The organism is Shewanella sp. ECSMB14101 (genome assembly GCF_000773485.1).
Lineage (GTDB): Bacteria > Pseudomonadota > Gammaproteobacteria > Enterobacterales > Shewanellaceae > Shewanella > Shewanella marisflavi.
The window spans coordinates 51,429-67,689 of sequence record NZ_JSFF01000016.1 but is presented as its reverse complement, the minus strand read 5'-3'; the positions used below and the strand labels follow the sequence as shown (position 1 = coordinate 67,689).

The 16,261-nt window shown below is 48.6% G+C and carries 13 protein-coding genes; 6 read left to right on the top strand and 7 right to left on the bottom strand.

Annotation, left to right across the window (positions count from 1 at the left end; all coding sequences use genetic code 11):
• The first annotated feature begins 215 nt into the window (after window positions 1-215).
• The 4 genes from NY07_RS13100 (at window position 216) to NY07_RS13085 (ending at window position 4,613) form a co-directional block, all read left to right on the top strand.
• The gene (locus tag NY07_RS13100; protein WP_033539814.1) at window positions 216-1,319 is read left to right on the top strand and encodes an OmpA family protein; all 1,104 of its coding nucleotides are present in this window, start codon (window positions 216-218) and stop codon (window positions 1,317-1,319) included.
• A gap of 271 nt (window positions 1,320-1,590) precedes the next feature.
• A complete protein-coding gene (gene tal / locus NY07_RS13095; RefSeq protein WP_033539813.1) occupies window positions 1,591-2,547 on the top strand; it encodes a transaldolase in 957 nt (318 codons plus the stop codon).
• 14 nt (window positions 2,548-2,561) lie between these two features.
• Complete coding sequence (gene pgi, locus NY07_RS13090; RefSeq protein ID WP_033539812.1) at window positions 2,562-4,199, top strand: glucose-6-phosphate isomerase; 1,638 nt, start codon at window positions 2,562-2,564, stop codon at window positions 4,197-4,199.
• 222 nt (window positions 4,200-4,421) lie between these two features.
• Window positions 4,422-4,613, top strand: a complete 192-nt coding sequence (locus NY07_RS13085; RefSeq protein WP_011864891.1) for a DUF3545 family protein — start codon at window positions 4,422-4,424, stop codon at window positions 4,611-4,613.
• Window positions 4,614-4,665: 52 nt separating this feature from the next.
• Here the strand turns inward: NY07_RS13085 and NY07_RS13080 are convergent, their stop codons facing one another.
• The 3 genes from NY07_RS13080 to NY07_RS13070 form a co-directional block, all read right to left on the bottom strand.
• Complete coding sequence (locus tag NY07_RS13080; RefSeq protein ID WP_033539811.1) at window positions 4,666-5,208, bottom strand: hemerythrin domain-containing protein; 543 nt, start codon at window positions 5,206-5,208, stop codon at window positions 4,666-4,668.
• A 122-nt stretch (window positions 5,209-5,330) separates the two neighbouring features.
• Window positions 5,331-6,428, bottom strand: a complete 1,098-nt coding sequence (locus NY07_RS13075; RefSeq protein WP_033539810.1) for a response regulator transcription factor — start codon at window positions 6,426-6,428, stop codon at window positions 5,331-5,333.
• Window positions 6,425-8,446 (bottom strand): ATP-binding protein, encoded by a 2,022-nt coding sequence (locus tag NY07_RS13070; RefSeq protein ID WP_235363930.1) that lies wholly within the window; start codon window positions 8,444-8,446, stop codon window positions 6,425-6,427. The genes NY07_RS13075 and NY07_RS13070 overlap by 4 nt, the downstream gene beginning before the upstream one ends.
• A gap of 133 nt (window positions 8,447-8,579) precedes the next feature.
• On the opposite strand from NY07_RS13070, the gene nfo reads away from it, so the two are divergent.
• Window positions 8,580-9,437 (top strand): deoxyribonuclease IV, encoded by an 858-nt coding sequence (nfo, locus tag NY07_RS13065; protein WP_033539808.1) that lies wholly within the window; start codon window positions 8,580-8,582, stop codon window positions 9,435-9,437.
• Here the strand turns inward: nfo and NY07_RS13060 are convergent.
• From NY07_RS13060 to thrA, 4 genes are all read right to left on the bottom strand, one after another.
• The gene (locus tag NY07_RS13060; RefSeq protein ID WP_033539807.1) at window positions 9,429-9,710 is read right to left on the bottom strand and encodes a hypothetical protein; all 282 of its coding nucleotides are present in this window, start codon (window positions 9,708-9,710) and stop codon (window positions 9,429-9,431) included. The two genes, nfo and NY07_RS13060, sit on opposite strands and share 9 nt — an antisense overlap.
• Before the next feature lie 363 nt (window positions 9,711-10,073).
• Entirely contained in the window at window positions 10,074-11,357 is a 1,284-nt protein-coding gene (thrC, locus tag NY07_RS13055; protein WP_033539806.1) for a threonine synthase, read from the bottom strand.
• Window positions 11,358-11,367: 10 nt separating this feature from the next.
• A complete protein-coding gene (thrB, locus tag NY07_RS13050) occupies window positions 11,368-12,321 on the bottom strand; it encodes a homoserine kinase (protein ID WP_033539805.1) in 954 nt (317 codons plus the stop codon).
• Complete coding sequence (thrA, locus tag NY07_RS13045; RefSeq protein WP_033539804.1) at window positions 12,318-14,786, bottom strand: bifunctional aspartate kinase/homoserine dehydrogenase I; 2,469 nt, start codon at window positions 14,784-14,786, stop codon at window positions 12,318-12,320. The genes thrB and thrA overlap by 4 nt, the downstream gene beginning before the upstream one ends.
• A gap of 703 nt (window positions 14,787-15,489) precedes the next feature.
• Here thrA and slyD point away from each other — a divergent pair.
• Complete coding sequence (gene slyD / locus NY07_RS13040) at window positions 15,490-16,101, top strand: peptidylprolyl isomerase (protein ID WP_033539803.1); 612 nt, start codon at window positions 15,490-15,492, stop codon at window positions 16,099-16,101.
• The last annotated feature ends 160 nt before the right edge of the window (window positions 16,102-16,261 follow it).

Sequence of the window (16,261 nt, the reverse complement as noted above, 5' to 3'; positions counted from 1 at the left end):
TAGAAAAAAGGCGCTTCCCAGAGGAAACGCCTTTTTTATTACCATATAACCACTAATCATAAAAAAATTACCTGTTATACATGGCAATTTCTATATCCTCGTAAGATAATAAAAAGGCTAGCGATAATACCAAAGGAATCCCCCCACAAAGTGCTGGCATGTTTTTACAGGGTAGAAACAGCATGGGGGACGATAAAAAACAAAGGAATTGGAAAATGATGAACAATACATTGAAAGCTATTCTGCTTACATCAATGCTCCCATTTGCAGCTAATGCAGCACAAGAACTTACTCCTTGGTACGTCGGTGGTGGTTTAGGCGTAAACAACTACGAACCTAACTGCGATCAGAAAACCATGAAAGAGTGTGGTGAAGATGATCCTTATGCTTGGGATGTATTTGGTGGTTATCTGTTTAACGACTACTTCGGTATTGAACTAGGTTATCGCGACCTGGGCCGCGCCGAATGGGTCGACTATGCCAACAAACTTAACGACGCTGGTGCACGAGGAATGACACTAGGCCTTGTCGGTTTCTGGCCATTTGCCAACCACTGGAGCATGTCTTTTGAAGCGGGGGCAATGAACTACCTGCTTTCAAACAACAAACAGTGGGGAAGCGAGTACTACAGCGATAGCGGTGTAGCGCCATACTTTGGTGCTGGTATCGGCTACAACTTCACAGAGAACCTCAAGTTGCAAGCCAAGTATCGTCGTTATGAAAATCTCGATGAAAACGAGTGGAACACACTCGAAATGGAGAGTAATTACTGGGGTCTTGAACTCAGCTACCGCTTTGGTCGTACAGCGCCTGCCGCTGCAGTAGCCCCTGTCGTTGTCGCACCAAAAGATTCAGACAATGATGGAGTCACTGACGATAAAGACCAGTGTGCAGACACCCCAAGCAACCACAAGGTTGACGCCAATGGTTGCACCATCTATCGCGAAGTCACTGAAAAGCATGAACTGGGCACCATTCGTTTTGCCAATAATTCAGCCGTTGTGAACTCGGCATCTTATGATCAAATCGAAAAACTGGCTAACTACATGAACACGCACCCACGCTCAACCGTGGTAATTGCTGGCCACGCCTCTAACGTAGGTAATCCAGATTACAACATGGAGCTGTCTGAGCGTCGTGCCAACGCCGTTGCCGAGCTATTAGTTAGCAAATATGGTATTAACCAGCAGCGCGTAAGTGCTAAGGGTTATGGTATCACTGAGCCGCTAATCGAAGGTAATAGCCCTGAAGCAAACAAGGCTAACCGCCGCATCGAAGCACACGTAACAGGCGTACAAAAGGAAGCGGTATTAAAGTAAATCGATAAGGATTCACTGAGATCTTCTTCACTAAAATCGCTGCTTAGGCAGCGATTTTTTTTCCTGTCATAATTTAATGGTTATACTCTAAATCCGTTTAGGGAAAACGTCAGGCTCACTAAATGGCTACGGTTAGAATGCCTTTTACTGATATTTAGCAACTTTTCTGTAATTTTTTTTCATTCACGGTTGGAAATATCGGCAAAATCGCGTCTAATAGCCGTTAGCAAACCACACACTTAAGCTGCTTCTTAAGAAGGATGTAATTTTCATGGCTAATACACTAGAGCAATTCAAATCGATCACTACCATAGTCGCCGATACCGGGGATATCGAAGCCATCAAGCGTTATCAACCGCAAGACGCTACCACCAACCCCTCTCTCATCTTAAAAGCAGCTCAAATACCAGAATATAAACACCTGATCACTAACGCTATAGAATGGGCCAAGACCCAGAGCGACGATCTGGCGCAACAAGTCGAAGACGCAGGTGACAAACTCGCGGTCAACATTGGCTTAGAGATCCTGAAAATTGTTCCTGGCCGCATCTCCACTGAAGTGGACGCCAGACTCTCTTTCGATAAAGCCGGCTCCATTGAAAAGGCTCACAAGCTGATCAAACTTTATGAAGAAGCCGGTATCGACAAGTCGCGCATCTTGATCAAACTTGCTTCAACCTGGGAAGGTATTTGCGCCGCAAAAGAATTAGAAAAAGAAGGTATTAACTGCAACCTAACACTGCTTTTCTGTTTCGCTCAAGCCAGAGCCTGTGCCGAAGCGGGCGTTTACCTTATCTCACCTTTTGTGGGTCGCATCCTGGATTGGTACAAGAAAGACACAGGTAAAGAGTACAGCGCAGAAGAAGATCCAGGCGTTGTCTCAGTCACCAACATCTACAACTACTATAAGCGCCACGATTACAAAACTGTCGTCATGGGTGCTAGTTTCCGTAATACGGGTGAGATCATCGAACTGGCTGGTTGTGATCGCCTCACCATAGGCCCAGCGCTACTGGAAGAGATGGCCAACAGCAACACCCAAGTGGTGCAAAAACTGAAACCGACCACAGATATCCAAGCACCTGGTGCTCCGCTAACCGAAGCCGAGTTCCGCTGGGAGTTTAACCAAGACCCAATGGCCGTAGAGAAACTTGCCGAAGGTATCCGCAACTTTGCCGTCGACCAAGGCAAACTTGAAGAGATGTTAAAAGCAGAACTGGAAGCTTAAAAGGTAATTACGTTATGACTAAGCTTACTCAGCAAGCAGCCTGGGCTCAGCTCGAGGCTCAGACTAAACAGCTGCCCCATATGCGCGCGCTATTTAATGCCGATCCAAAACGCTTCGACAAGATGGCCTTGTCAGCTTGTGGCTTACTGCTGGATTATTCTAAAAACAGGGCCGACGAACAGACCTTGAACCTGCTGTTTGATCTTGCCAAGACTGCAGGCCTTAGCGAAAAAATTCGCGCCATGTTCAATGGCGAGATCATTAATAACACCGAAAAGCGCGCCGTGCTGCACACGGCGCTTAGAGCTAACGCCGACGAAGTTATTCTGGTCGACGGCGTCAATATCGTGCCAGAAGTCAAACAGACTCAGGCCAAGATGGCCAAATTTGTCCAAGCAGTAACCTCAGGTAAGTGGAAAGGTTACACGGGTAAGGCGATCACAGATATCGTCAGCATTGGCATTGGCGGCTCTTTCTTGGGCCCCAAAATCGTTACCCAGGCCCTAAGACCTTACTGGAACCCAGCGTTAAAATGCCACTTTGTGGCCAACGTCGATGCGACCTCTCTGTGTGAGAAACTACGTCTGGTCGATCCTGAAACCACCCTATTCGTGATGTCGTCTAAGTCTTTCGGCACGCAAGAAACGCTGACCAACACACTAAGCGCCAAAGCTTGGTTCCTGGAAAACGGTGGCGCTCAGGCCGATATCGCCAAGCATTTCGTCGCTGTGACCTCCAATGTCGCCAAAGCCACCGAATTTGGCATGGATGCGGACAATATCTTCCCTATGTGGGACTGGGTAGGCGGACGCTACTCACTCTGGTCGGCTATTGGTCTTCCTATCGCCCTGCTGATTGGTATGGATAATTTCAATGAGTTGCTTGCTGGGGCTAAGGCCATGGACAAGCACTTTGTTGAGGCCCCCCTGGAAAGCAATATGCCGGTGATCATGGGGCTATTTTCATTGCTGTATGGCAACTTTTACCAGGCACAGTCTCACGTGGTATTGACCTATGATCATTACCTCAGAGGCCTGCCAGCTTACTTCCAACAGCTGGATATGGAGAGTAATGGTAAATCTGTCACCCTTAACGGTGATAAGGTTGATCACTCCACAGGTCCAGTTATCTGGGGCGGCGAAGGCACTAACGGCCAACATGCCTACCATCAGTTATTGCATCAAGGCACTGCGCTTATCCCAGCGGATTTCATTTTACCCTTGCAAAGCCACAACCCTCTTGGGGAGCATCACGTCCAGCTAGCGTCCAACTGTATTGGACAGACTCAGGCACTGATGCAAGGCAGAACCTTCGACGAGGCACTTGCCGAACTTGAAGGCAGCTCGCTAAGCCAGGATGAAAAAGCGCTAATCGCCAAACATAAGGTGATGGAAGGCAATAAACCAAGCAACACCCTATTGATGAATAAATTAACGCCTGAGACACTCGGTGCCTTAATTGCCCTATACGAGCACAGAACTTTTGTTCAAGGTGCGCTATGGGATATCAACTCTTTCGATCAGTGGGGCGTCGAGCTTGGCAAGACCCTGGGCAATGATGTGTTAGCAAGACTTCAGAGTCAGCAAGAGGCAACAGCTTTAGATGCCTCGAGCAATGCCCTCATCAACCTCTATAGACGAAGCACCATCTAACTCGTCTCGATAAAAAAGCCAGTTTTCACTGGCTTTTTTATTCTCTGCAGCAAATATCACCACACCTCTTCCTATTTTGTACGTCAACCACAAACAGAGAGACCGTGATGACGCCATAAACAATTCACCCAAAGTTAACATTGCTGAAACATTTCTCTTGCACCATAAATTGGAAGTGTGATATTTAATTGTTGAGAAAAAATACAACAACAGGAGGTTGCCATGAATCGTTTAGATTATGGTAGTGCGCTAGATGATACCGTCATTGAAAGACCAAACAGTCGTTCGCGAAGCTCCAATAAGAAGCGAAAATGGCGTGAAATAGAGGCTATCAAAGAGAAACAACGTTTGATTAAAGAGCTTCAGGATATCGATAGCAGTTTCGAATACGACTTAGATAACCTTCTGATGTAAAGAGATGAAAAAATAGCGCCACTGGCGCTATTTTTTTATGTCTGTTTTTCATCTAATCTTCTGCTCTAGCAAGATACTCTTTTAGTTCCTCGAAGAGTAAGTTGTCGTCGTCACTAAACAGGGGATCACTAATTAATTTCTCCTGGCACATATCGGCCACCTCTTCCCATTGCGCCGGCGTCATTCCAGCTTCCCAAATGGGAAACAATTTAGCTTCTTCATACATCATGTGTTTTCGTTGCGCTTCCACATAATCTTTTAAGGCCTGGCTCAAAATCTCATTCTGAACAGGTACATCACTTAATACTAAATTCAGGCTGGACATCAAGCTTGAAGAATTATCAATCAATTGATGATGTTCTTCACCTAACTGTTTCTCCAACTCTTCACCGGGGTGAGTCTTGATATAAAACTCATTGATTAAATCTTCGAGCGGATGATGACTATGTTCGGCATAGCTCTGCATGTACTCGACGATATCTCGGATCAGGTTAAAGTTGACGGCTTCGCCATTTTGCAGCCTTTGCTGCTTATTTTTAAGAACATTTAACAGTATCGCGATATGTTTATGGTCATTATGAAGTCTCGCTAACATCGTCACCTCCAACCTTCTTGGCGCCTTTAGTTACTATAGTAAATTGTTGAACTTTTACTCACACTAATATGTAAGCCGTCATGATGACGTGACTCAGATCAAGTAAAGTGAACATAAAATAGTCACTTAGGAACACTTGCTCCTAAAACATCCATCACCTTCGCCAGAGAAGACTGCAGGCGTGTAAAGGCGACACTGGCCGATTTCACCTCTTTTAAATTACGCTCAATCAGGCCCGTAAAGTAATCTTCCTGCTCTATGGTCATATCCAACACATGAAAGCTACCCCGGATCTCGGTATTCATGTTGATAAGCGCCGAACTAAATCGCTCATCATGCTCCAAGGTCGCCGCATTGATATCCGCAATCAGGGATTCGATATCGACAAATACCTTTTTCAAGGTCTGCTGCCGATTGATATCTAAGACTCTTGCCTCAAGGCCTTCGACCACGACCGCGATGATGTCACGTAACCGGCCGTACATGACTTCATCTTTAATCGGCATGTTTTTAATCAAAAAAGAGACATGTTTGTCGTTACATATAGTGCGACAACCAAAATCAAACAAACGGCCATGCTTATCCAGCAGCTCAAGAATATTTGATTCAATTGGACTAATAGCCGCATGTTTAGGCGCAAAATACTCGACACATTCGCCGCGGATCTCCAAGCAGGTATTGAGATTTAGCTGCGCCATCAAATCAAAAAAGGCATCAGCCAATGACTGGTGGTCGTTACACAGAAAACATTGGCGGAAAAACTGCAGCACGCTGCCATACTGAGATGACTCAGTCATAGACTGAAACGCCATATTACGAGAGACAGATTCCGCCTTGATCAACTCTCGCTGTTTAAGTTGATAATTCGCGACGCTATGTACCTTGGCAAGTAACTCTTTAAGCTCAAACGGCTTAGCGATAAAATCAACCGCATTAACTTCATAGGCCTTTAAGCGCTCTTCCAGCGTATTCATCCCAGAAACAAACAACACTGCCACATCCTGGTTAGAAGCCAGCAATTCGCTGCAAAGGGTAATACCATCGGTGTCGGGCAGATTAATGTCCATCAAGAGCATATCGGGTGTTTGCGCTTGCAGCGCGGCGCGAAACTCGCCAGCACCATAAAAAGGCCGCACCTTGAAATCATCCTGCAACATTTCGACGATTAACTCACAGTAATCCCTGTCATCATCGACTACCCAGATCTCCATGTTGGTCATCTTAAATCTCCTTGAACGAACTCAATTCCAACCCCTTCAAGTCCCCTCACGAAAGCGCGAAGATCAAAGGGTTTTTGTAACACTTGAAAAGGTAAATCTTCTCGGCTGCTGATCCCCACCTCCCCCACATAGCCAGAAATCAACAACACAGGGATGGTCTTGTGCTTGTTTAAGTCTGTCACCAGCTCATAACCGTTGATCCCGCCGGGCATCAGCAGATCCGAGATGATTAAATCGATATTGTCTATCCCCTCTTTGTATTGCTCTTTTACTAACAAGGGATCGGTATAGGCCAACACCTCCATCCCCATCATCTGACAATAGTCACAAAGCACCTCGAGCAGATCTGGCTCATCATCAACAATCAATACCCTGACAGGCTGCGTCACTTGAGGATAGTCCAGCGAGCTGCGCTCTCGCTCAACCGAGCGAGCCACAGGCTTAATAGCGGGAAACCAGAGACGGATCTCTGTGCCCTCGGGGCCAGTTCGTATAATGCTCATGTAACCGTTAGAGCGTTTAACAAACCCATACACCATAGAAAGGCCAAGCCCCGTGCCCTTACTCTTATCCTTGGTGGTAAAAAAGGGTTCAAAAATCTTATCCAGCACGTGATGGGCGATACCGCTGCCCTGATCGATCACCGACACCCACACATAGTCCCGACTTTCTGTACTGACGGTATTTCCCACTCCAGGCAGATAGCCCGACAAATACTGCTCGCCGGTCTCTATAGTGATTAGTCCCTCGCCATTCATGGCATCCTTGGCATTAAGGACCAGATTGATCAACGCATCTTCAAGATCGCCACGATCGACGCAGATATCACGCATTTGATCCGCCATCTTGACGCACAGTTCAACCTGAGTGGTTAACGACTTACCCAGCAGCTCCTCAAGCCCCTCAATCACCTCATTCACCTGCAGAGGCTGGGCGCTAAACTGTTCCTGTCTGGAAAATTGCAGCAAACGCCGAGTAAGATCCGTACCGCGCTGGCAAGCCTTTAGCGCCGTGGCCAAATAACGGCCAATGGAATCATCCTTGCCCTTTAATTCCATTAGCTCTAAATTGCCTTTCAGCACACCTAAGATATTATTGAAATCATGGGCGACACCACCTACCAACTGCCCCATGGCCTGCATCTTTTGGGACCGTGCCATGGTATTTTGTAATAGCTTTTGCTGGGTAATATCGCGGCCAACCAAGGTAAACAGACTACCATCTTCAAATGGTTCGTTAAGGGCGATCAGATGGGTATGTAAAATTACCTTTTCCCCTGTCGCTGTCGCACACTCCAGCTCACCCGCAAACTCCCGCCTCAACTCAATCGCCTCAAGCAGCTCTTGCGCCTTTTCATCATCGCCGAAGAAAAGCTCAATAGACTTACCAATCAGCTGACTTCGGGGATACTGACTGATCGCCGTGGCCGCCGCATTGGCATACATAACAACGGGCGCCATGCCTTTCTGGCGCGACGCCACCACTATCATATCTTCACTATTGCTGACGATAGATTGATACATCTGGGTATCGATTGACTTAATGATCTGCGCATTGCGGCTCTGTAACCAATCCTGACTCTGTTGCTGCAACATGCCGCTGATACTGTCGGCAATAAAAGGCTGATAAGAGGTGAGAAATGAGAGCCAGCCCCTCGCTGGCCGGTAGAAGAAGATATTGACGTCAAGCCCTTCGACAGGCCATACGGTAAAGCTCTGCCATTGATGCGCGCCCATATGTTCATCAAGAAAAGGCCAATCCTTTACCTGTCGCCAAAGGGTGATATAACGAATAGAGTCGCGGCACCAACAGGTCACATTGGCGGGCATCTCGTCACTATCCAGCAAGCGCCGAGACAAGATCATCACAGACTCAGCGCCACTACTTTCGGCTAAGATACGGCACAAAGGCAATAGCACATCGTCGCCACGAATAAACTGCCCTTGTAACTTTCCCAGCTCAGCAATCAGCGCCGGGCCAAAGTCCATAAATTCAGATTGAGAGAGAGCCTTAAACACGATAGAGTCCATTCCGATAATACTATTGATGGTTTAGGGGAAAATTCCCATTTATTGAGCATAGTCCAGCCCCGGAAAATCGCTTAAAAATCTTAAACAATTTATGAACTTGTTCGATATCCATGAGGGAAACATGTCAGAAAGCCATTGGGTTGGTGCCCATGTTAGCGCCGCCGGCGGTATCGCCAATGCACCACTAAACGCACAGAAGATCGGGGCCAACGCCTTTGCTCTGTTTACTAAAAACCAAAGACGTTGGCAGGCGGCTCCTCTAAGCCAGGAACAGATCCGTGACTTTACAACCAACTGCCAACAGGCCAATATCAAACCCGAAGCCATACTGCCCCATGACAGTTACCTGATTAACTTAGGCCACCCTGATGAGGCCCAACTGCAGCGCTCAAGAGAAGCCTTTTTAGATGAGATGCAGCGCTGTGAGCAGATGGGGCTTAAGCTGCTTAACTTTCATCCTGGCAGCCATCTCAACAAGATAGGGATAGATGATTGTCTCGCTCGGATCAGTGAGTCGATAAACCTGGCACTGGACAAAACCCAAGGCGTAAGTGCCATCATTGAGAATACCGCTGGTCAAGGGTCAAATCTGGGCCATAGCTTTGAGCAATTGGCGCAGATCATCGATAAGGTGGAAGATAAATCCCGTGTGGGCGTTTGTATCGACACCTGCCACATGTTTGCCGCAGGCTATGATCTAACCACCCAAGCCGCCTGCGAAGAGAGCTTCAAGCAGTTCGACGCCATAGTGGGTAACCGCTATCTTAAGGCGATGCATCTGAACGACAGCAAGACACCGCTTAACAGTCGAGTCGACAGGCACCACTCACTCGGCGCCGGTTATATAGGCATGCAAGCCTTTAGCTTCATCATGCAGCACCCGGCCACTCGCCACATTCCACTCATATTGGAAACCATAGAGCCGGAGATCTGGCCCCAGGAGATCAACTGGCTACGAAGTCAGGCCAAGTTATTGTAAGCATTTGTACACTATGGCAATCACCCTAGCGCGATTGCCATGATCAAATTGGTCTTCCTGTAGCCAAACAATATGGGTGCCTTGCAGCGACTCGCCCTGCGTTTTAGCGCTCTCTTTCGCCGCCCTAAGCGGCGCATTGCCAGCTCCCATGCCCGTCACCATCGCGAAACTATCACAATGAGTCACCTCACAGTCATAGGCTTCATTTATACGCGATTGCAATACAGGTTCGTTCGATGCACAGGCCGATAGGCCCACCAGGGCAAGTAACATCAATCTAAAAGGCAACACCTTATGACTCAACTTTATGAAAAAGGGCTGAGAGATAAGTTATTTACATCTCTTTGATTGTGACGGCTATCACGCCTGATATAGGCCGATTGTTACATTTAGTATCTCAGACTGACTGACCAAAAGATGAAATAAATAACCATTTAGGCAAACGACAGGCGACCTTAGTGTTACCTATCTTATTAGCACTTTCCAATTGACTACCCACCTCGGCTAAAGCAGGCCCAGAACTGAAAAAGAAAAACCAAGGCACTAGGCCTTGGTTTGATACACTGCTAAGTTTTCAATAAGGGAAAAGACTCGGCTACTCAACGACCTATCTCACCCCTTTATCACTAGTACCGACTAGGCTAACACCTCAAACAGATGCGCCTTAAGCTTAGCGAAGTCTGCGGGGAGCTCTGCCGACAAGATCGGCTTATCCTTCACCGCCTGCAACTCTGGTGGCAGAGGAAGTGTGATTGCCAGCGCCTCTTCGACAACCTCTTTAAATTTTGCCGGATGAGCCGTACCGAGGAAGATCCCTTGCTCGTCTGCTGACAGGGTTAAAGAGAGGGCTTTAGCCGCAATGGCTGCATGGGGCTCAGATAGATAACCACCTTGATGAAGTTCAGCCAATGCCTCAACCGTATCTTGCTCAGACAGTCCAACCCCCACAAGCTCACTCAACGGCCAGTTCATCACCTGCATAATGGCCTCGACTCTAGGCCAGTTGCTTGGCTCAGCCACATCCATGGCGTTTGATAGGGTCGCCACTGTCGCCTTAGGCGACCATTCCCCCTCGGCCAAATAACGTGGCACAGTATCATTACTATTGGTGGCTGCAACGAAACGCTTCACCGGCAACCCCATCGCCTTGGCAAATAGGCCCGCCGTGAGGTTACCGAAGTTACCACTGGGCACAGCGATTACGGGATCACCTTGATTGCTCTGCTTAAATTGGGCGACCGCCTCAAAGTAGTAACAGATCTGCGCCAATAAACGACTGATATTAATTGAATTGGCTGAGTTAAGGTGCAAGCCATCACGCACATCGCTATCTTCAAAGGCAGCTTTAACCATCTCCTGACAGGCATCAAAATCGGCCTGTACCGCCACGGTATGAATATTGTCACCCAGAGTGGTAAACATCTTCTCCTGCAACAGGCTGATCTTGCCCTTTGGATAGAGCACCACTACCTGTACCTTATCCAATCCATAAAAGGCATCGGCCACTGCGGCGCCCGTGTCACCGGAGGTGGCGGTCAATATGGTGAGCTTATCGTCCTGTGCCAGACTATTGAGACACTGGGCCATAAAGCGCGCGCCAAAGTCCTTAAAGGCCAAGGTTGGGCCATGAAACAACTCCAGACAATAGCGCTTGTCATCGGCCTTGGTCAGTGGCAACGCAAAGTTAAAGGCGCGTTCCACCAGCTTATTCACCATCTCCTGACCCAGCTCCTCAGCCAGCCAGGCACCAAGGATCGCCTTAGAGCGCTCGACAAAATCCATCGCCAGCAGCGCGTCGATATCTTCCAATCTTGGGATACTCGCAGGGAAAAACAGGCCGCGGTCCTTCCCTAGCCCTAATTTAACTGCCTGGGTGAAACTGACCTTCTGCGAAGGGTGTTTTAAGTTATAGAGTTCCATCTTGATCCGCCTATTGATCTAAAATTGATTCGTCTACGCGGCGCGTGCCGAGCATATCGATTTGACATATATGGGAAAAACCTGCGCCAGAAGTTACATAATGCGCGTCCAGCCAGGCCTTGGCTTGCTGAGCCGTTTGCAGGTTATCGGTAACCGAAAAGAGCGTGGGTCCGCTTCCTGAAATACCTGTCGTTGCCATACCCAGTTCGGCCAGTGCTGCGCGCGCCTCCTCATAGCCGGGAATTTCCGAGGCGCGGTAAGGCTCCGCCAATACATCCTTTAATACCTCGATGGCCAACTTGGCATCTTGGCGGTAGCTGGCATGTACAAATGCACTCAGGTAACGACCAAAATCAATCGCCACAGATTTATCATATTGCGCCGGCAACAGTGCCCGCATCTTGGCAGTAGAGAGGGAGATCCCAGGGTAAGCCACCACCCAATACCAGTCTTTAAATACGGGGAGTCCCTGACACACGACACTTGGGGTATCCAGCATCAACTGCATGCCACCAAGGTAACAAGGCGCCACATTATCATAGTGAACCGAGCCGCTGATCTTGCCCTCAAACTCCCCCATCAGCCTTAGCAGAGCATCACTGTCATAGGGACGGTCAAAGTGCTCGTTTAGGGCGTACAGGGCGGCCACCACTGAACTGGCACTCGAGCCAAGACCACTGCCCACCGGCAGGTTTTTCTCTAACGTCATGGCGACGCCCGAATCGTTGCCGAGCTGCTCAAGAAAAAAGGTCGCACATTGGAAAACAATATTCTCTTCGCTGGCCGCAGGCAGTTTATCGGCCCAGTGACCCGCTAAGGTCAAAGACACTCCGTGGGGCGCAGATGAAATGGCGACACGGTCTCCTAGCAAGCTACCATCAACAGGCGCCAAGGCGGCGCCAAGCAGGTCAAATCCGACTCCGACGTTGCCCATAGAGGCCGGCGCATAAACCGTTAAACTCATACGCCCATCTCCCGCGTCCAGTTAAGGGTTCTCAATAGATCGGCAAACACACCTGCCGCCGTGACTTCGGTACCCGCGCCATAACCACGCAGCACAAATGGGATCGGTTGATAGTAACGGCTGTAGAAGGCCAGCGCATTCTCCCCACCTTTAACGCTGTAAAGCGGATCATTGGCATCGACCTCGGCGATCTTCACCCGGCAGCCAACCTCATCAATTTGACCGACATAACGCAGCACCTTGCCCTCCGCCTTAGCGCTAGCAACGCGCTGGGCCAGCTCGTCATCTAAGCTACTCAGATTCGCCATAAAGGTTTCGACATCACCAGAGGCATCAAAGTGACTTGGCAACACTGACTCAACCTCGATATCACTCAGCTCTATCTGCATGCCAACTTCACGGGCAAGGATCAGCACCTTTCGCGCCACGTCCATGCCGCTTAGATCGTCTCGAGGATCTGGCTCGGTAAAGCACTTTTCGCGTGCGATACGTGTCGCCTCAGACAGGCTCATCCCCTCATCGAGCATACCGAAGATATATGACAGCGAACCAGAGAGTATGCCATTGAATTTCTGCAGCTTATCACCGGCAAACAGCAATTTTTTAAGGTTGTCGATAACTGGCAAACCGGCACCGACAGTCGTCTCATAGAGGAACTGGCGACGCTGATGCAGCGCCGTCTGTCTGAGTGCCCGGTAGTAGTCAAAATCACGGGTATTGGCCTTCTTATTAGGTGTGACCACATGCAGTCCGGCATTCATTACTGCAACATATTGGTCCGACACGGCTTCGCTAGAGGTGCAATCCACCAGCACAGGATTAAGTAGCTGTTGATCTTTGGCCCAAGCGAGCATCTTATCCAGATCGCACGCTTCTTGACTGTCACTTAGCAAGCCTTGCCAATGATTAAGGTCTATCCCCTTGGCATCGAGCAGCATGTTACGCGAGTTGGCGACGCCACAGACGCGCACCGTAATATGCTGCGCCTTAAGCATTTCAGATTGCTGCTTAACCTGCTCAAGCAGACCAGCACCGACATTGCCGCAACCTACCAGGAAGACGTCCAGATAATGCTGCACATCGAAGAAACTCTGATGACAAGCGGCGATGGCATGCTTGGTCTTACGCAGCTCAATTACCGCCGAAATAGAACGCTCAGAAGATCCCTGGGCAATGGCCACTATGTTGACATTGGCCTGCGCCAACGCCTGGAAAAACTTACCCGCAACGCCTTTGTGGGTGCGCATACCGTCGCCTATCAAAGAAACGATAGCCAGATGATGACGCATGGCGATCTCTTCGAGGATTTCACTCTTAAGCTCCAGCTCAAACTCCTGCTCAAGTGCCAAACGCACCCGCTCGGCATCTTGTGTCGCCACACAGAAGCTGATGCTGTATTCGGATGAACTCTGAGTGATCAAAGATACTGACACCCCGGAGCGAGAGATGGCGCCCAATGTGCGGCTCGCCATACCCACCATCCCCTTCATGCCTGGGCCTGCAATATCAAACATGGTTTGATCGTCAAGGTTGGAGATCGCCTTGACGTTCAGGCCGGTTTCATCGGCTTGATTAGAGACTAAAGTGCCAGGGGCCTGAGGATTGAAACTATTACGTATATAGCAAGGGATATGATATTGAGCGATAGGGGCGATGGTTTTTGGATGTAACACCTTGGCCCCAAAATAGGATAACTCCATCGCCTCTTGATAACTGAGCTGAGTTAGCAGCTTAGCATCGGCAACCACGCGCGGGTCAGTGTTATACACGCCATCCACGTCAGTCCAGATCTCACAGCAACTGGCATCGATACACGCAGACAAGACGGCAGCGGAATAGTCTGAACCATTACGACCTAAGGTCACGATACGACCATTTTTATCGCCAGCGGTAAAACCAGGCATGACCCAGACTTGGTGAGCATCGAGAGAAAGCTGGGCAAAGCGCTGTTTGCTCCAGCCGATATCGACCACCGATTCCAGCGCAGGGCCGTTAGCTACAAATAACTGCTGTGGTACCAACTGGTTGGCCGATACACCTTGAGCAAGCATCAGCTGTTCCATCAGGGCGGCAGAGAGACGCTCGCCACCCACCACGATTTCGGCGCGAACAAAATCGGGACACTCACCCAGTAATACCACACCTTGAAGCTTATCTTGCCAGTGTTTAAGCTGACCGGCCAAAACCTCTTCGAGTCCAGCGGTTTGTTCGGCACTTAAGGATTCAAGCGCAGCCTGACCATATAAGGTCTTAAACACCCCATGTACCTGACCCAAGACCGAAGAGAAATCATCCCCTGCCACCGCCAGATCCACCATTTCCAACAAACCGTTAGTCACTGTTGCTGGAGCACTTAACACCACTGCCGTAGGTTGTTCACTGGCCGAGGCCAATACGATCTGCGCCGCACTGTTAAACCTCTGCCAATTGGCCAGCGAGGTACCGCCAAACTTCATTACCTTCATATTCTCTCCTTAGTACCGCACCCCAGAAACAAAAAAACCCGCTCCTTGATGGGGAGCGGGCTTAGTCATTTCAAATCGTTTCTTTCGAGTATGCTTAGCCGGCCCCCACGCTGGTAATCGTGGTGGTGGTAATAATGGTGGTTACTACTCGGTTTAGGCTAAACATATAAATTCTATTCGGTCACATTCAATGAGTTTGCGTCATGTCGTTACAGAATTGCCTTTTTTGCCCTCAGGTGTCAACCCCTGAAACGAAACTTTATAAAAATACAGTTTCAACAAGCATGGCAGCCAAGAGCGCAAAAACCTATACCCCACGACATCTAAACCATAGACAAAGCGCTACCCACGCTATCCCACAGAAGACACAGCTCAATCAAACATCAAGAATTTTCATTTAAAAACAATAAAATAAAAACACCTCAAGCCCAATCGCTCTAAAAATAAGGTTAAGCTGATAAATCAATTAAAAGCCTCAAAAACCACTATAGAAGGGCGTTAAACCCACTCCTCTAAACAACAATATTTTTTCACCCATAGTGAATAAAAATACAAAAATAGGTTGAGGTAGCCGAACTCTACCTCCCACGCTGCATCTATCAGATCAAAAATTTATCGATTTACCTCTAAGAAGCAGTGTTAGGTCATCGCCAAGTGAGGAAAACCAAGCTAAAATGCCGCCACATTCTGAATTGGAGGCGATATGATAATCACCCAACACACAGCTGTTAGCATCCATTACAGCTTAACGAATCAACAAGGCGAATTGATCGAGAGTTCTTTTGAAGGTGAGCCAATGCTATATCTTCATGGTGCGGAAAACATGATCCCCGGCCTGGAAAAAGCGCTCGAAGGCAAAAGTGTTGGCGACAAACTCGAAGTCACCGTTGAAGCAGAAGAAGCTTACGGTCCTTATCACGATGGTTTACGCCAAGACGTTCCTTTAGCGGCCTTTGGTGATATCGAAGATATCGTTCCTGGCATGCGCTTTATTGCCGAAACAGAAATGGGTCAGCGTCCAGTACAAGTCACCGAAGTGAAAGATGATGTGGTTGTCGTTGACGGCAACCATCCACTGGCGGGCCAAACGCTCAACTTCAGTGTTGAAGTATTATCTGTTCGTGAAGCAAGCGAAGAAGAGATTGCCCACGGTCATATCCATGCTGCAGGCGGCTGCGGTGGACACGAGCATAGCCACGAAGGTGGTTGTTGTGGCGGCGAAAGCCATAGCCATGGCGGTTGCTGCAGCGAAGATACTGAAAAACCAGCCAAAGAAGGCTGTGACGGTAACGGTGGATGTGGCTGTCGCCACTAACTGCTCAATCTCTTAACCTAAAGCGTTACATTGCCTCCAGAGAGTCAAACTCAGGTAGTAATATGAACAAAGCTGGCCACCTTTTACTAGGTGATGCCAGCTTTTTTACTTTATGCTGCAAAGGAAAGTGATTGAAGCCTGTATACGATAAGGATATCGA